Source organism: Shewanella insulae, from assembly GCF_009831655.1.
GTDB classification, from domain to species: Bacteria; Pseudomonadota; Gammaproteobacteria; order Enterobacterales; family Shewanellaceae; genus Shewanella; species Shewanella insulae.
In genome coordinates this window covers 51,671-67,675 of the sequence record NZ_WRPA01000013.1, presented here as the reverse complement: position 1 = coordinate 67,675, position 16,005 = coordinate 51,671, and the positions used below count along the sequence as shown (strand labels likewise).

General features: G+C 53.0%; 15 protein-coding genes and 1 other RNA gene. 8 read left to right on the top strand and 8 right to left on the bottom strand.

The window, feature by feature from the left end; all coding sequences use genetic code 11:
* Together ubiH and GNT65_RS14470 are read right to left on the bottom strand one after the other, a co-directional pair.
* Positions 1–1,242 carry a 2-octaprenyl-6-methoxyphenyl hydroxylase gene (gene ubiH / locus GNT65_RS14475; RefSeq protein WP_160797417.1) on the bottom strand — a complete coding sequence of 414 codons (1,242 nt, stop codon included), beginning with the start codon at positions 1,240–1,242 and terminating at the stop codon, positions 1–3.
* 61 nt (positions 1,243–1,303) lie between these two features.
* A complete protein-coding gene (locus GNT65_RS14470; protein WP_160797416.1) occupies positions 1,304–1,876 on the bottom strand; it encodes a UPF0149 family protein in 573 nt (190 codons plus the stop codon).
* 283 nt (positions 1,877–2,159) lie between these two features.
* Between GNT65_RS14470 and GNT65_RS14465 the strand changes: the two genes are divergently transcribed.
* The 3 genes from GNT65_RS14465 to GNT65_RS14455 all read left to right on the top strand — a co-directional run bounded on the left by GNT65_RS14465 (position 2,160) and on the right by GNT65_RS14455 (position 3,926).
* Positions 2,160–2,468, top strand: coding sequence for a cell division protein ZapA (locus GNT65_RS14465; RefSeq protein WP_160797414.1), 309 nt, complete (start codon positions 2,160–2,162; stop codon positions 2,466–2,468).
* A gap of 77 nt (positions 2,469–2,545) precedes the next feature.
* A non-coding RNA gene (gene ssrS, locus GNT65_RS14460) (6S RNA) lies at positions 2,546–2,726 on the top strand.
* A 588-nt stretch (positions 2,727–3,314) separates the two neighbouring features.
* Positions 3,315–3,926, top strand: coding sequence for a 5-formyltetrahydrofolate cyclo-ligase (locus tag GNT65_RS14455; RefSeq protein WP_244952193.1), 612 nt, complete (start codon positions 3,315–3,317; stop codon positions 3,924–3,926).
* Positions 3,927–3,947: 21 nt separating this feature from the next.
* On the opposite strand, the gene GNT65_RS14450 is transcribed toward GNT65_RS14455, so the two are convergent.
* A complete protein-coding gene (locus GNT65_RS14450) occupies positions 3,948–4,757 on the bottom strand; it encodes a transporter substrate-binding domain-containing protein (protein ID WP_160797410.1) in 810 nt (269 codons plus the stop codon).
* A 317-nt stretch (positions 4,758–5,074) separates the two neighbouring features.
* On the opposite strand from GNT65_RS14450, the gene GNT65_RS14445 reads away from it, so the two are divergent.
* Positions 5,075–5,533 (top strand): copper resistance protein NlpE, encoded by a 459-nt coding sequence (locus tag GNT65_RS14445; RefSeq protein WP_160797408.1) that lies wholly within the window; start codon positions 5,075–5,077, stop codon positions 5,531–5,533.
* Between the two features lie 15 nt (positions 5,534–5,548).
* Here the strand turns inward: GNT65_RS14445 and GNT65_RS14440 are convergent, their stop codons facing one another.
* On the bottom strand, positions 5,549–6,142 hold the full coding sequence (locus GNT65_RS14440; protein WP_160797406.1) for a hypothetical protein: 594 nt from the start codon (positions 6,140–6,142) through the stop codon (positions 5,549–5,551).
* Between the two features lie 179 nt (positions 6,143–6,321).
* The gene (ung, locus tag GNT65_RS14435) at positions 6,322–6,990 is read right to left on the bottom strand and encodes a uracil-DNA glycosylase (RefSeq protein ID WP_160797404.1); all 669 of its coding nucleotides are present in this window, start codon (positions 6,988–6,990) and stop codon (positions 6,322–6,324) included.
* Between the two features lie 134 nt (positions 6,991–7,124).
* Between ung and GNT65_RS14430 the strand changes: the two genes are divergently transcribed.
* Entirely contained in the window at positions 7,125–7,661 is a 537-nt protein-coding gene (locus GNT65_RS14430; protein WP_160797402.1) for a type II secretion system protein, read from the top strand.
* 118 nt (positions 7,662–7,779) lie between these two features.
* Positions 7,780–8,097, top strand: coding sequence for a DUF3144 domain-containing protein (locus tag GNT65_RS14425; RefSeq protein ID WP_160797400.1), 318 nt, complete (start codon positions 7,780–7,782; stop codon positions 8,095–8,097).
* A 104-nt stretch (positions 8,098–8,201) separates the two neighbouring features.
* Here the strand turns inward: GNT65_RS14425 and GNT65_RS14420 are convergent, their stop codons facing one another.
* Together GNT65_RS14420 and GNT65_RS14415 are read right to left on the bottom strand one after the other, a co-directional pair.
* Positions 8,202–8,816 (bottom strand): LysE family translocator, encoded by a 615-nt coding sequence (locus GNT65_RS14420; protein ID WP_160797398.1) that lies wholly within the window; start codon positions 8,814–8,816, stop codon positions 8,202–8,204.
* Positions 8,817–8,837: 21 nt separating this feature from the next.
* Positions 8,838–10,436 (bottom strand): S10 family serine carboxypeptidase-like protein, encoded by a 1,599-nt coding sequence (locus GNT65_RS14415; protein WP_181006305.1) that lies wholly within the window; start codon positions 10,434–10,436, stop codon positions 8,838–8,840.
* Positions 10,437–10,633: 197 nt separating this feature from the next.
* Between GNT65_RS14415 and GNT65_RS14410 the strand changes: the two genes are divergently transcribed.
* Complete coding sequence (locus GNT65_RS14410; protein WP_160797396.1) at positions 10,634–11,173, top strand: thioredoxin family protein; 540 nt, start codon at positions 10,634–10,636, stop codon at positions 11,171–11,173.
* A gap of 128 nt (positions 11,174–11,301) precedes the next feature.
* Here GNT65_RS14410 and GNT65_RS14405 read toward each other — a convergent pair whose 3' ends face one another.
* Entirely contained in the window at positions 11,302–13,878 is a 2,577-nt protein-coding gene (locus tag GNT65_RS14405) for a TonB-dependent receptor plug domain-containing protein (protein WP_160797394.1), read from the bottom strand.
* Between the two features lie 506 nt (positions 13,879–14,384).
* On the opposite strand from GNT65_RS14405, the gene GNT65_RS14400 reads away from it, so the two are divergent.
* Positions 14,385–15,833 (top strand): sigma-54 interaction domain-containing protein, encoded by a 1,449-nt coding sequence (locus tag GNT65_RS14400; protein ID WP_160797392.1) that lies wholly within the window; start codon positions 14,385–14,387, stop codon positions 15,831–15,833.
* The last annotated feature ends 172 nt before the right edge of the window (positions 15,834–16,005 follow it).

Below are 16,005 nucleotides of genomic sequence, written 5' to 3'. Positions count from 1 at the left end.
TTATCCAAGTTGACTGGCAGATTGGGGTGATTTCCACCCCATGGCTTTGCGGGCAATGGGCGTCTTGAGCGGCGGACACCAGGAGAGCAGGCGTAGCCCCAGGTTACGCCCGGCCACCAGGGGCCAGTGCTGATTGGAGAAGCCGCGCACTAAGAATTCGACATTGGTGATGGTGGTGTCGCGATCTTGCTGACGACGACAGAGGTATTCGTGGGTCAGCCTGGCGCCGCCGATATCCTCGCCGCGTTCGAGCGCCTCATCGATCACCTCCAGCAGACAGACCAGATCCCTAAGCCCCAGGTTAAAGCCCTGACCGGCGATAGGGTGCAGCGTCTGCGCCGCGTTACCGATAAACACGGTGCGCTGATAGATGGGACGGGCCATGTAAGAGAGCTTTAACGGATAGGCATGACGCTCGCCCACATCGATAAATCGCCCGGCGCGGTGGCCAAAGGCATCTTGCAGCGCATCTAAAAACGCGCTCTTCTCGGCCCCCAGCATCAGCTCGGCATGTTCGGGCGCTAGGGCCCATACCAGGGAGACCCGGGGCTGACCATCCACATTGGCCATAGGCAGAATGGCCAGCGGGCCGCTGTCGGTGAAACGCTCATAGGCCCATTCTTGATGGGGCTTGTCGGTGAGCACGTTGGCCACCAGCGCCACCTGCTCGAAATCCACCTGCTCAAGCGGCAGCTTAAAATCTTGTCTGACCTTAGAATGTAACCCGTCGGCCGCCACCACCAGCTTGGCGCTTATCGCGGTGCCATCGTCTAGCATCAGCTGCTGCTCATCGACCCCGGCAACGATACTGGCCACCTTGGCGGGACAAAACAGGCTGACTTCCTCTTGCAGCAGCAGGCTAAACAGCTTGGCGCCGACACGCTCGAGTTCCACCACCTGACCCAGATAGGGCAGATGAAAATCTTTAGCATTGAGTGTGGTCATGCCGAAATGGCCGCGATCCGAGACATGGATATTCTCGATGGCCGTGCCCAGATGGGCCAGCTTGGGCCAGATGCCGAGACGGGTCAGCTCGAAGATGGAGCCCTGGGCGATGGCGATGGAGCGGGCGTCGAAACCCGGATGGCCGTCACCGGGACGGTTTGCCTCAATAAGGGCGATGCGCAGCACCTGCTGCCGTTGCTGTGCCAGGTTGGCCAGGCCCAAGGCCAGGGTAGCACCTGCCATGGCGCCGCCAACGATGGCGATATCAAACTGCTTAGGGTCAGACGAAGTGGTCATTCACTTTCTCTATTGTTGGCAAGCGCTTAACTGGCGCCTGCCGCTTCAAATGCAGACAATATTAATGAATCATGGGGTCTTGATCTTTGATCTCACTCGGCTCGGGACCGAATTCGGCGTAACAGAGCAGCGCCGCCATGCGGGCAAACTCCATTAGCTCTATGTAGGCCGCCTCAGACTCTTCATCTTCGGCCACATCGAACTCTACCTGGGCTATCTCGGCGAGATCTTGGATCACCTCTTTCACGTCGCTGGAGGCGCGATTGAGCCTAGGCTGCGCCATGGCGATGCCCGTCAGGAAGCTCTGCACCCATAGCGAGAGCGCCTCAACCCGCTTGGTCAGAGGCTCCTCCTCTTCCGGTGCCATAGGCGTGAAACCGAAATCGGCATCTGTGATACGTGCCAGGGTATCTTGGTAAAGCTCTTCGAGCAGCTGCACCAGAGAAGGCGGCGGCAACTGACCGTCGTTGATCAGCTCGAGTAGGGGCTTAATCCACTCGCTCTTGGCCTGACCGACACCACCACAGATCAGTCCCACCAGGGAGCCATGGACTTCAACGGGATGTTGGGCAATATCGGCGGCGTTAAGCTCGGCGAACAGAATTTCGATGCGTAAAGAGGGAGGGGTTGCCATAAGGTGTTCCAATCATAATATCACTCAGGACATGCTAGCAGATCTGGCCTGCGCGACCAAGCCAAAAGCATAGCCCAAAGGCCAGGTTACGACTCAGGCAGAGCTAAGCCACCATGGCCCTTGCGCACTATTCACACAGCCTTAGACCGTCAGGGCTAAGCTATTGGTTATCTAAACAACATTTAATCTAACAAAGTGTTATTAAGGCCCCAGTGTTATTGCACTTTCCAGGGCAGCCCGATATAGTCCGCTCAACGACAGGATAAAAGGATCTACATCGCAAATGAGTAGCCATGCTATCGAGATTAGCTTATTGGGCCGCACCTACTCCATCGCTTGTCCGATAGGACAGGAAGATGCCTTGCGTCATGTGGCCAACAAGCTGGAAAAGCAGCTGAGTTCCCTGCGTGCTAGAACCAATAACCTTAGCCGGGAAGAAATTGCCATCATGGCAGCGTTAAATATTGGCTACGAGTTATTGGAAGAACAGAAGAAGAATCAAGATTATATTAAGCAGATGGATGAAAAAATCGGTCTGCTGCAGTCGACCTTAGAGAGTGCGCTGGTTGAGCGCGCAACAAAAGGCGATTAAACTGTAATTACGCGTGAGGCGAAGTGATTTATCATTGAAATCACTGCCCGACCGATGAGGTCGATACGCAACAATTTTGCTCCCTGTGGTGTGCGTGAGTCGGTTATGTCCCTGTGCCGATATTTACAAACTCAGGGTGAATGTTTTAATGACATTGCGCAAGCTCGGCGCGAACCGAGAAGCCTTAGGATTTAATCATTTACCCGCCTTGAACCTACGGTTCAAGGGCTACACCGGTAACGGCATCTTGGGGAGCAATTCAAATTAGAGAGGCCAGAAGGTATTGATCTAAAAAGATAACCTTCTGGCTTTTTTATATCCCAAGCAAGCATCCCGCCTCGAAACCCTTATGGGTTCAAGGGCCACACAGGTAACGGCATCTTGGGGAGCAATTCAAATTAGAGAGGCTGGAAGGCATTGATCAGAAAAGGTCACCTTCTGGCCTTTTTATACCCCACGCAAACTGCCCGCCTCGAAACCTATGTGGGTTCAAGAGCTACACAGATAACGGCATCTTGGGGAGCAATTCAAATTAGAGAGGCTGGAAGGCATTGATCAGAAAAGGTCACCTTCTGGCCTTTTTTATACCCCACGCAAACTGCCCGCCTCGAAGCCTATGTGGGTTCAAGAGCTACACAGATAACGGCATCTTGGAGAGCAATTCAAATTAAGAAGCCAGAAGGTATTGATCTGAAAAGATAACCTTCTGGCTTTTTTGTATCCCTAGCAAACTGCTCGCCTCTGCCCACCAGCTAAATTGCCGAGCAGTTGAAAGTACAATGGCAACAGAGCTAGACTGCGCTAATCAGATAGAATAGATGACAGCCTTTAATGGAGTTAAGGATATTGAAACCAGCCTTTGCGCCGAGCGCCGCCAATCAGGAAAATCGTCAGGCGATTAGAAATCAGATCCGCATTGCGAGACGGGCAATTCCCGCCGAGGCTCAGAAACGAGTTGCCCAAGAGGCGGCCAGCAGACTGATGGATATTATTTACCAACGTCAGGCCAAACATGTGGCGCTTTACCTGACCAGTGACGGCGAGCTAGATACCCAGCCCCTGATTGAAACCCTGTGGCAGGCAGGCATTAACGTCTATCTGCCACGTCTGCACCCTTTTTCACGAGGTAACCTGCTGTTTTTTAAATATCATCCCACTAGCCATCTGATCCAGAATCGCCTAAAAATCTGGGAGCCTAAGCTCAACATCATTGAGATGATCTTGCCTCAGGAGCTCGATGTGATTATCACGCCTCTGGTGGCCTTCGATGAGCAGGGCAATCGCATGGGGATGGGCGGCGGCTATTATGATCGCTGCCTGAATGACTGGCAGTTAAGAGGTAAACCCTATCCCATTGGTTATGCCCATGACTGTCAACGGGTTGCAGCCTTGCCTACCGAGCATTGGGATGTGCCCCTCCCCCTAATAGTGACCCCATCGGCCACTCACTCAGCCTAAACATTTGCCGCCACAGATGAACTAACGGCTGGCCTGTTGCTGCAGCCAATAGGCATTGCGTTCAAAACCATGGGCTGCCAGTATCTTACTCAGCTCACCACTGCCTTGCAGCTCGGCCAGGCTCACATTGAAATCATCAAGAATCTTCTGATGGTCAGGCAGCTTTTTCGACACTCCAAGATGAAACAGTTCCACGCCTAATGGCTCACCTACCACCTCAAACTTATCCTTAAACTTGTCACCGGATTGTGCGATAAGGTATTGCGCCACATCTTCACTGATCAACACTAAGTCGATTCGCCCGGCGAGCAGCTTCTTTAAATTGACTTTATCTGAACTGGCATCCTCTGTTTTCAGATTGGCATTCTGAAATGCCACCGGATTAGCATATCCTCGGCCGATACCAATGCGATATCGGCTAAGATCCGCCATGGTCTCAAAAGCTATCTGCGACTCAATTCTCTTATAGAACACTATGTTGACCGACAGCAGGGGGGCAGAAAAAGCAATCCACTCCTCCCGCGATGGACGATGCCAGACTCCAAGAATTACATCCGCATCACCTTTCTTCATCATGGCCTTGGCTCGGGCAAAGGGATAGTAACGATGAGACATAGGATAACCTGCATGCTGAAACACAGCCTGGGCCAGATGATAGATAACCCCTTGGGAAGGCAGGTAGGGCGAATAGAAAGGCGGATAGTCATTTGAAATGCTGATGAGAGCGGGCTTATTAATCGGCAAGTTTAAAGGCTGGGGCGCCGTCTCAATGCCGACGGGCATTGCACCATCATCGGCCTGGCTGGCGACAGGAAATAACGTCAGCCACACTAGGCCCAAGACCAAAAGCAAACGGCAGACCGGCCAAAAACCAGGCGATGGTATTAATCTACGCAGGCGGCAAATAAAGTTCGCTCTCACTGAAACACATACATTGGCCATAACTCAAGTTTCATAATAAATTACAATTGGATAATTCACAGTCTAGCCTAATTTTTCGGGGCCGTTGTTTAAGCTGCTGGCCGAGTGCAGCATCGCTAAATCCACTTTGAAAGCACAGAGAAGACGGGCTAAAGTGTGCTGACACGCTTAAAGCAAGCAGACTCCCCTATTATTAGGGATTAGCTTATCTCATTAAGGAAGAGACGATGAAGATTAGTGCAAGACTCCTCCCACTAGCGCTGCTGGCCCTCGGTGCCTGCGCCCAGCAATCCCGTCAGCCAGAACCCCCAACGCCTGAGCCACAGGTCTCTGCGCCTGCGGTGCCCCTTGGCGACACCAGCCGTAATGCCTTGGATTGGCCAGGACTCTATCGGGGCACCCTGCCCTGCGCAGACTGTCAGGGGATAGCCATGAAGTTGCAACTCAATGGCGACAACAGTTATCGATTGAGTCAGGAATACCTAGGCAAGCCAAGCACTAACGCTAATGTCACGCTCAGTGGGCAATTTAACTGGAATGAGACGGGTAGCAAGATCACCCTAGACGCCAAGGCCAGAGGCATGAAGCTTCAGGTGGGTGAGAATATTCTCTTCATGCTGGACGATAAGGGAGAGCGGATTAAGGGAGTACTTGCCCAGCAATATCAACTGTTGAAAGCCAATTGATATTGCCTGTCAGACTTAATTTGATTTACACCAGAGTTGCACACAGGGCGTGTCACCCACATTAACCTCAAATCCGGGGCAATGACTGGCGAAGTATTTGGCCTCCTGACAGGAGGTCATCTGCAGGCACTGCTGCCGGGCATCACAGCTAAAGACCACATCCTGTAGCTCCTGCTTGCCCACGTAATATTCGGAACCGGGTGGAAACAGTCCTTCTGGCGGCTTAATATCCACATCGGCTGAGTAGTCGTAGTTGACCATAAACAGATAGAGTAGATTACCGAAGGCGATCGCCAGGGCCACCAGACCGACTTTGACGCGCCAGCTGATCGCATCCTCACTATCGAATCTATCATGGGATTCAAAAGGAGAAGTCAGGGTGATGGGATTCCCCAGATCTATCTCCCCCTTGGTGACCTTTGTGCCTCGCAGCGAGTCTTTCCACTGGCGATACACCACAGATTCACCCTCTCTGGGCATATGTTCATAGGGGAGTAAATTGATGCCAAAAATTCTGAGTTCGTCCGATCCATCGTCCGGGGCAATAAAGCCTACCCGCTGCTCCTGATTCCAACGAACAAGCGTTCCTCGCTTAGCTCTAATATCCATATTCCTGTCCGCCTTGAAAGCCTTACCTGGGAGGCGGCTACCTACCCAAGCCACTGTAACCCGTCTAGATAATGAAAGGGCCACCCCAAGCCATTAACAGATAAGTTACAATCATCTATCAATATAATTAGCTTTTCATCGTACGGCAAGTATGATTTTGTAGCAGCTTAGTGCGGATTTTATACCTGCCAGTCAATCGGCGGCTGACCGGAGGCCTTTAACAACTCATTGATTTTTGAGAAGTGTTTGCAGCCGAAGAAACCGCGATAAGCAGAGAGCGGAGATGGATGCGGTCCGCTGACCAGCTGATGCTGCTCTGCCTTAATAAACTTGCCCTTCTTCATAGCATGCCCACCCCATAAGACAAAGATGATCGGCCGATTTTGGGCATTGAGTAACTTTAAGGCGTTATCGGTAAAGATCTCCCACCCCGCCTTGGCATGGGAATGCGCCTTGCCCTGCTCCACGGTTAATACCGTATTGAGCATTAAGATGCCCTGCTCGGCCCACTTGGCCAGATAACCATGCTCGGGGATCTCAAATCCATCGATATCACTGGCCAGCTCCTTATACATATTCACCAAGGATGGCGGTACCTTCACCCCAGGCTGCACCGAGAAACAGAGGCCATGTGCCTGGCCCTCTCCGTGATAGGGATCCTGACCAATTAACACCACCCTGACCCTATCCAGGGGCGTCAGTTCGAAGGCGCTAAATACCTGCTCCTTAGCCGGATAGATAGCCTTACCCGCATCGCGTTCCCCTTGTACGAAAGCCTGCAACCGGCCAAAGTATTCCTGCTGGGCCTCCTGATCGATAAAATCTTGCCATTGGCTGATCTCTGTCATAGCTATCTCTTTATATTCTTTCAAAAAAAACTTAGAATCGAGTGGAATTTCTGGCGTTATCCGGCTCAGACAATAAAAAACGCCAGATTAAAACCTACCGAGACGAGTCTCTACAACCCCAAGAGGTTTCCACGATGTCCTTGGCCCATAAACGCGGTTTTACCCTTATCGAACTCGTGGTCGTTATCATAGTGCTGGGGATCCTTGCGGTAACTGCCCTGCCAAAATTTATCAACCTCTCCGAAGACGCTCAAGTGGCCAGCGTTAAGGCGACCGGCGGCGCCTTAAAATCCGGCATCGATCTGGCCCACTCTGTATGGGCCATACGTGTAGGCTCCGGGCCGGCAGAAAACCTTAAGACCTTCGGCGACAGCGAGACCGGAGAAATGGATTTTAACGCCAATGGCTGGCCGGCGCAGCACTACTTTACCGATAATGAGGCCTCGCCGCAGCTGGATAACGTAGAAGATTGTATCTCGGTATGGGAAACCGTCTTCGAAGCCGACGAGCCCAGCGTCTCACGCAGCGATGCCCAAACGAGCACAGACTATAAGGCCAACTATATCAGCGCGAATCAATGTCGTTACCACCTTAGCGACAACCAAAATCTCAGCATCTACTATGATTCACGGGATGGACGGGTGCAGGTAGACAGCGATCCCGCCAGTTAGCCAGTATCGCACACAGCTGTTGGCGATACAGATCCCAATACGCCAAAAACTTTGCTTCATTAACGGCTAATTTACGTTACTATGCCTGCATACTATTGACCTACCTGTGAGCATGCGCATGTCAGAACAGCAAAAAGAGACCACGATTTTTCAGTTAGCCGATAAGTTTATTGCCTTAGCCAACGAGCTTAGCACCGAAGAGCAGGATATCGCCAAAGTAGGTACCGCGCTGCGCTTTGCTGCCGCCCGCTTTAACGCCTTCGAGGCCGCGCTAAAATCTGCCGATCTTAAGGCCGAGAAAGCCAATGCACTGGAGTGGTTTACCAAAGAATACAAGGATATGTTGAACGATAACTTAGACGATCATATCGACAATCCGCCTACGGCTCAGCAAGAGCCAACCAAAGATGAAGCCGTGCAGGTATTTAACGGCTAGTCTGCTTAGGTTTAAGCATAGATAGATAAGAAAATGCGGCTAAGGAATATTCCTTAGCCGCATTTTTATAAGAGCTTATCCCCTTCAAGCAATACCAATTCAGGCTAGAGGGTCACCAACACGCGCACCGCCAGCAGAATCAATACCACGCCAGAGAGCTTATCGATTAGCGACGCCTTCTCTCTTAGCTTAGGCAGCACAGATTTGTGCGACAGCAAGAGCGCGATCAGGGTGTACCAGAGGCCATCGACCACCAACGGTGTCAACACGATAAGCGACTTGCCCCACAGCTCATCGGCCACCATCACAAACTGACTGAAGAGCGCCAGGAAAAACAGCATGATCTTAGGATTAAACAGCGAGATGGCGATGCCGTCTCTGGCCGCCGTTAACCAATCCGTCGACTTACCCGCCGCCAGCTTGTCCGACATGCCGCCCTTAGAGCGTAGCGCCTGCACTCCAATATAGGCGAGATAGAGGGCGCCGAGAATCGCGATACCGTTAAATACCAGCGGCGCCTGCTTGAGCAGCACCGCCAGCCCCAGTAGCGTCACCAGGGCGTAGACACCTATGCCGATAGAATGCGCCCAGGCACAAACGATGCCGTTGGCCCGGCCACCGCCTAAGGTATGACGCACCACCATGGCCAGACTCGGCCCGGGCGACATGGCGCCCAAACAACAGATGGCCAACAGCCCCAGCCATGCACTAAAACTCATCTTTCATCCTCGCGGTCCTGATTAATCCGCCTGATAGAACTGGCGAATATCCTTGGCCAGCGCCTTTAGCGACGAGGGCTCAATATACATCATATGGCCCGCCTCGTAGTAGTGCATCTCGACGCGGCTATTGTCTATGCCGTTATCGGCCAGGGTGTTTTCTGTGGCGAAGAAGGGAGTGGCAAAATCATAGTAGCCATTGGCCACCAGGATCCTGAAATCCCTGTTCTCTCGCTGGGCGCGACCGAGATAGGGGGCCACATTCACATAGTGCATCTGTTTGCCGCTGATGCTCCAGTTCCAACCACGGTTAACGTCGACGGAGAGCACATTAAAGGGGCGGGTGATCTTAACCCCCAGATCCTGATACAGATACTGATGAATGGCCGCCGTATAGGCGCCATCTATACCATAACCGGATGGATCGGCATCATTACGCTCGCCGCCGCTGTCATAGTCTACGCCCAGATAGCGACTGTCCAAGCGCCCGACGGTGCGATCTTCACCCCTGAGCAGCTGCTTGGTATAGCGACTGGCGCTGACTCTCAGATTCACCCTGTCCAGGTAGTCCTCTGTCAGTCCGGTAAAGCGTGCCAGCTGCCGGCGCACCGCCTGATACTGTTCCTCAGGCAGACGACTGCCCTTGAGCAGTGCCAGGGCGTAATCGTTCATCGCAAACTGACGCGCCGCCTCGACAAAGGCGCTCAGCCCCATCGCCTTATCGGCCGCAGCAACTCTGTCATGGTATAAGGCGGTCGCCGCCATGGTAGGCAGAAAGCCGATATAGGGTTGGTTGTTGCCCGGCTGATAGCGAGCATGGCTGAAATCGAGAATCGATGAGATCAGCATGACGCCGTTGACCGAGATATCTGTCCAACCAGATTGCAGCTCGTCCACCAAAGCCGCGGCGCGGGTCGTGCCATAACTTTCACCTGCGATATACTTTGGCGAGTTCCAGCGGCCATGTTCTATCAGCCAACGACGGATAAACTCGGCAATCGACTGAGCATCCTCTTTCACGCCCCAGAAATCCTGGCCCTTGTGCTCACCCAGGGCGCGGCTAAAGCCTGTGCCCACGGGATCGATAAACACCAGATCCGACTTATCCAACATGGAAAATTCATTGTCCACCAAGCGATAGGGCGCGGCGCCATCGTCTTTGGCATCACCCGGCACCACCACACGCTTGGGGCCAAACAGTCCCATGTGTAGCCAGAGCGAGGCCGAGCCTGGACCGCCGTTAAACACAAAGGTCACAGGGCGTGGCTGCTTACTATCTGTCTTGGTGCGTAGATAAGTCACCGAGAAGATGCTGGCCAGCGGCTTGTCTTTGTCATCTTCTAAGATGGTTTCCGAGGCGATAGCCTCATAGTGCACCCGCTCACCATTTACCCTTACCTGACCTGTGGTTTGATAAACCTTAGCTTCTGGTATAGATATCTCAGTCTTGGCTTGTTTACCGTTAGGCTTCTCCGCCGCCTGACCCGGTAAGCTCAGAAGCAGCAGAGACAAACCCGCCGCCCCCAGCAACCGCCTGGAAAACTTGAGCCTAGATAAGGGATGAGTTTGATGATTGAGTGGATGTTGACTTGAGTGTCGCCAGCTAAAAAGATCGGCCATGAAGCGCGTCCTATTATTGTTATTCTCACTTGGGCAGGTCAGCTTACAAAGAATCTTCGCCCCTCGCAAAGCATCAATTGCAAACAAATCTTTCACGCCGCGACCGTCAACAAGCTTAGATTAAGCCAGAGGTGTTAGACTGTAGCCCTAATGGCAATAGCATAAATTACGCTAATGAAACTACAACTAGGGACGGCATGAATAGTATCTTATTGGTCAGCGCACTCACACTGGGGTTACTGCTGAGTCTATTGCTTTGGCTCAGTTACAAGAAGGCCAGGGGCAATCAGATTCCCACGCTCGTCTTGGTCTTGCTGCTGGTATTTGCCACCATCAATGGCGTCATCAGCTATTTTATCTACCCCAAGGCAGATGCCAATGCCTATAAACAGCTGGTGTGGCAGTCGCTAAGACCTAATGCGATCCCAGGCCAACTGGCCCAGGGCAAGACGGTGTTTGTGGATGTCAGCGCCGACTGGTGCAACATCTGTAAGGCCAACAAAGACAGGGTGCTGCATCAGGCTTTGGTGGTTGAGCGGCTAAAGGATAAGGATATGGTGTTGATGCGCGGCGATCTCACCCAGAGCGATGCCAGGATAGAGGCCTATCTCGCCAGGTATCAGGCCTATGGTGTGCCCTTCAATATCGTCTACAGTCAGGCTCACCCCAATGGATTGGTGCTCCCCAGGGTACTGTCTATAGAGGATCTGCTCACCGCCCTTCCCCCTCGCGGCTAGACACGTCCAGCACCAGAAAGCTAAAAAAGAAGGCTGCGATGCAGCCTTCTTATCTTTATTGCTAGCGCCTAGTGATTTCAATCGCTAACGCCTGGTCATTTCAATCGCTAACGCCTAGGGCGCCGAGATTAGAAGCGATAGTTCACGCGACCATAGTAGTAGCCACCGTTGTAATCGAACGGGCCACTCTCATAGTACACGGCACCTAGCACGCCACGGGTGCCGTCTTTCAGCTTCTGCGCCTCCTGGTCAAACAGGTTGTTGGCACCGATAGAGACCGTTAGGCTGTCTAGGAACTGATAACTTAGCTCCAGATCCACTGTGACCGCCGAATCGGCCATCTCCGAGCCCCAATCCGAGGTGTCGTCGGCGTGGGTCGCATAGTACTCGCCGAAGTAGTTACCACGCAGTGACATGCTGAATCTGTCCCAAGACTGAGCCCAGGTCAGGGTCGCACGATGCGCCGGAATACCATCTTCTAGACGACGCACCTTACCCTCGTCAGTGGTATTCGGATTGTACTTATCGACACTGGTATCTGTCCAACCATAGGCCAGGCTGAACTTGGTATCACCCGACAACAGCTGAGTATCGTAGGAGGCCACCAGATCGATACCCTGAGTCGTGGTATCGAAGTCGTTGGTGTAGTAAGTCACCGCAGAGATCAACTCTGGAAACTCGACACCGGCGGCGCGTAGCGCGTCATAGTCATCGGCCTCAACCGCTATCTGGCTCGACTGCGCGATACGCCCCGTCACCTCGATGTTGTAGTAATCCAGGGTCACGAAGAGGTTTTCATGCTCGAATACGGCGCCGAGAGCGTAACTCACCGACTCCTCAGGTTTAAGAACCTTACCGCCATAGAAGGCCGATAGCGGATCCGTTGGCGGCGCGATAAAGGTCTGGATCAGATCGCCTTCGACGATAGAGGTCTGAGTGTTCACTACGTTCTCCTGACCCACGGTCGGCGCACGGAAACCTGTGCTGTGCGAGGCGCGGAAGGAGAGATCGTCTGTGGCAGTAAATTGCGCCGTCAACTTGTAGTTAAGGGTATCACCGAAGGTTGAGAAATCCTCGTAACGCAACGCGGCGCCAAGTAACCAACGCTCACCCAGATAGGCTTCCATGTCGGCATAGACACCTATGTTGTTACGTGAGTTTTTGCCCGCCGCCTCTGGACCGAAACCCTTGAAGCCGTGAGAGCCAATGTTGAAACCTTGGTCGGCGTAAGGGCCGGCCACCCAAGAGGCTTCCTCGCCCTGAGTGATCTCGAATGACTCTTCACGCCACTCGAAACCTGTAGCGAAGCTGATATCTTCGACGCTGCCCAGGGTGAGCATACGCGAGAAATCCAGGTTAACCGTGGTCTCGGCCTGCTCATAGGCGCCGGTTTCAAAGTCGGTGGGTGTGTCTAGGCCCAGGGATGGGTTAAGTGAGTTCTTCAGGCTGAAGGTCGACTTGTTGTTACCCATACCGGCACTGAAATCATAGTTCCAGGCACCTAGCTCACCTTTTACACCGGCAAAGAAGGAGGTGTCTTCCACCGTGCCGGCAAACTGTGGCGTATAACCACCGGGACGCAGCTGGTTCATAGCGAAACAGTTAGGGTCGGCCACCATCGCCTTGTAGGCATCGGTTTCGAGTACGTTCCCGTCACTACCATCGGCATTCTTAGGAATTGGCACCACGGCACAGGTAGAAGGATCGCCATTGACCGCCCCCACCAACAGGGTTTCACCGCCATCTAACGAGTAGACGTTGCCGCGGTTGTGTGGATTACGATAGTAGAAACCACCGACCACATCGCGCGAAGAGAGGTTACCGAAGGCATATAGGCGCGCATTGTCGTTGATGTCGTAGCCTGAGTTAAGGAAGAAGCTGTAGTCATCTTTGATCTCAGGGTTACCCCACACCTGTGCCGGATCTTCTATAAAGGTGTTGCCCTGGGCGCTCAGATTAGCCGCATCTGGGCGCTGTATGCTGCGACTGGTAGGATCGGCATTCTTGTATTGCAGGCTGAGGTTCACGAAACCTGCATCAGACAGTGGCAGCCCCACGTTGGCATCGATTGTGGTGGTAGCACCGTCGCCCTCATAGTACTCGCCCTGACCGACTGTGATAGAGCCGCCTTCGGCGTCATCCTTAAGAACAAAGTTCATCACACCGGCGATAGCGTCAGAGCCATATTGCGCCGCCGCACCGTCACGTAGCACCTCGACCTGTTTTAGCGCCGCACTCGGGATCACCGAGATATCCGGGCCCTGGGCACCGTCGTTGATGCCACCGCCCTGGAAGGCGATCACCGAGGCGCGATGACGGCGTTTACCGTTGACCAATACCAGGGTGCTGTCTGACGGCAGGCCACGCAGGTTGACCGGACGGATCAGGGTGGCCGCATCACTGATAGGTTGGGCACGGGAGTTAAAAGATGGCACAGAGGTCACCAGCATGTCGATCATGTCGGTCGAGCCATTCTTCTTCAGATCATCGCTGCTGATGATATCGATAGGTACCGGTGAATCGCCGATAGAGCGCGGCGCAGAACGTGTTCCCACTACGGCTATTTTTTCAATATTCTCAGACACTTCTGCCTGTTGATCATCGGCAAACGCCTGTGTACTCGCTAACGACCCTGTCAATGCCAAAGAGATGGCAAAACTCAGCGCACTCACGCCGAAACCTTTATTTTTATGTATTGTCATCATTTTTCCCGCATAGTTTTTTTTATATTTCGCCATCATTCGTGCCTTTTTCACACGAACCACCACAGGCATTCCACAGAGTGAAATGAACACATTTCATTTACACTTTTATAACAAACAAAAATTAATTGCTAATACTAATTGGTCTAATTTAGACGAGAGCAGGATACGAACACGGACTAAAAATCGAACAAACATAAGGAATTCACTATAAAACCCCAAAAAGATTAGCCATTAAAGCTCAAACAATTTCGATTAAAGCAAATATTCAAAAGATGCGAAAAAGTTAACCCATGATTAACATCTACCTCTAATGAGATAGCAAAGAGGCTCACTTCGGCATGGGACAAACCACAAGAGCCAGACAACTGAAGACGATTAGCGATATATCGCGCTATTGATTGATGACCATAACTAAGGAAAGCGGTTAATATAGGGAGCAAACGATATTCCGGTCCTCTTATTTCGAGAGAATACACAATAATCATTGCCAGCAAGGAGCGGCAGACATGGCTTGTAAACACCCAAGGGTCGATGATGCCCATGTGGACTTTCTACCCGAGAACAGACTGCTACTCAACGCGGTAGGCGAAGGGATCTACGGCTTCGATCTCGAGGGCAACGCCGTCTTTATCAATCCTGCCGCCGAGCGGATGACGGGCTGGAAGGCCGAGGAGCTGCTGGGTAAGAATATCCACGACTGTCACCACCATAGCCATGCCGATGGCAGCCCCTATCCCCAGGAGGAGTGCCCCATCTACAACACGCTGCACGACGGCATCGCCCGGGAGATCAGCCACGACCTCTTCTGGCGCAAGGATGGCAGCAGCTTCCCGGTGCATTACACTTCGACCCCCGTCTATAAGCAGGACCGCCTCATAGGTGTAGTCGCGATATTTCGTGACATCAGCATTCAGAAGCAGACAGAGGCCTCACTCAGGGAGGCACTCAAGCAGGTACAGGCTCTATCGGAGAAGCTGGCCAACGAGAATGACTACCTGCTCACCGAGCTGGCCAGCCACCGTCAGGAGGTCAACATCTCGGGCGAGAGCGAGGCGATACAGTCGCTGATCCAGCAGATAAAACTGGTGGCAAACACCAGCAGCACAGTACTGATCAACGGCGAGAACGGCACCGGCAAGGAGTTGGTAGCCCGTAACATACACGCCCTCAGCGATCGCAGCGATCAGCCCCTGGTGAGCGTCAACTGCGCCGCCTTCTCCCCCACCCTGTTAGAGAGCGAGCTCTTCGGCCACGAGAAGGGCGCCTTCACCGGCGCCACCAGCCGCCGCAAGGGGCGATTCGAGCTGGCCCATCGGGGCACGCTATTTCTCGATGAGGTGGCCGAGCTTTCCCTCGAGGCCCAATCAAAACTGCTCAGGGTGATCCAGGAGCAGGAGTTCGAGCGAGTGGGCAGCAGCACTCCTATCAAGGTGGATATCCGTCTGGTTACCGCCACCCATCACGATCTGCTTAAGCGGGTACAGCAGGGTCTGTTCCGCATGGATCTCTACTATCGCCTCAATGTCTTCCCCCTGCATGTGCCGCCCCTCAGGGAGCGACTACAAGATATTCCGCTGCTGGTCAAAGATATAGTGCTCAACCTAAACCATAAGCTGGGCAAGAAGATCAAAGGGGTCAGCAAGCAGGGCATGCAGCACCTGATGACCTATCACTGGCCCGGCAACGTGCGTGAGCTGCAGAACGTTATCGAGCGTCAGACCATACTCTGTCACGGTCAGATCCTTCAGATCCCGGCGCTACAGGCCGACCCCCAGGCCCAGGACAAGGGGGAGTCTCAGACCCTACAGCAGGTGGAGGCCGCCCATATTCGCCGCACCCTGAAGCGCCTCAACTGGCGCATCTCGGGCCCCAACGGCGCCGCCAACGTGCTCGGGCTGCCGGCCAGCACCTTGAGATCACGCATGCTCAAGCTGGGGATCAAACGCCCGGCCTAATGCGTCTTGGGTGACACCACACAAAATAGCGATATATCACCGATGCACGATATATCGCTATCTAAAAATGAATCACAAGAATTAAACTCACCATATTTCAAAGACTTAAACACTTTCAAAACTTGGTTCCCAACTTGCATTGGCTGTGGCAATTCCCTTAGCAAGAGTTTGG

Bases quoted from the DNA above. Each gene is read 5' to 3' on its own strand.
- GNT65_RS14425 (WP_160797400.1), top strand. From the start codon at position 7,780: ATGTCAGAACAGCAAAAAGAGACCACGATTTTTCAGTTAGCCGATAAG.
- GNT65_RS14420 (WP_160797398.1), bottom strand. From the start codon at position 8,816: ATGAGTTTTAGTGCATGGCTGGGGCTGTTGGCCATCTGTTGTTTGGGC.
- ung (WP_160797404.1), bottom strand. From the start codon at position 6,990: ATGACAGAGATCAGCCAATGGCAAGATTTTATCGATCAGGAGGCCCAG.
- GNT65_RS14440 (WP_160797406.1), bottom strand. From the start codon at position 6,142: ATGGATATTAGAGCTAAGCGAGGAACGCTTGTTCGTTGGAATCAGGAG.
- GNT65_RS14405 (WP_160797394.1), bottom strand. From the start codon at position 13,878: ATGATGACAATACATAAAAATAAAGGTTTCGGCGTGAGTGCGCTGAGT.
- GNT65_RS14415 (WP_181006305.1), bottom strand. From the start codon at position 10,436: ATGGCCGATCTTTTTAGCTGGCGACACTCAAGTCAACATCCACTCAAT.
- GNT65_RS14410 (WP_160797396.1), top strand. From the start codon at position 10,634: ATGAATAGTATCTTATTGGTCAGCGCACTCACACTGGGGTTACTGCTG.
- ubiH (WP_160797417.1), bottom strand. From the start codon at position 1,242: ATGACCACTTCGTCTGACCCTAAGCAGTTTGATATCGCCATCGTTGGC.
- GNT65_RS14465 (WP_160797414.1), top strand. From the start codon at position 2,160: ATGAGTAGCCATGCTATCGAGATTAGCTTATTGGGCCGCACCTACTCC.
- GNT65_RS14470 (WP_160797416.1), bottom strand. From the start codon at position 1,876: ATGGCAACCCCTCCCTCTTTACGCATCGAAATTCTGTTCGCCGAGCTT.
- GNT65_RS14400 (WP_160797392.1), top strand. From the start codon at position 14,385: ATGGCTTGTAAACACCCAAGGGTCGATGATGCCCATGTGGACTTTCTA.
- GNT65_RS14445 (WP_160797408.1), top strand. From the start codon at position 5,075: ATGAAGATTAGTGCAAGACTCCTCCCACTAGCGCTGCTGGCCCTCGGT.
- GNT65_RS14430 (WP_160797402.1), top strand. From the start codon at position 7,125: ATGTCCTTGGCCCATAAACGCGGTTTTACCCTTATCGAACTCGTGGTC.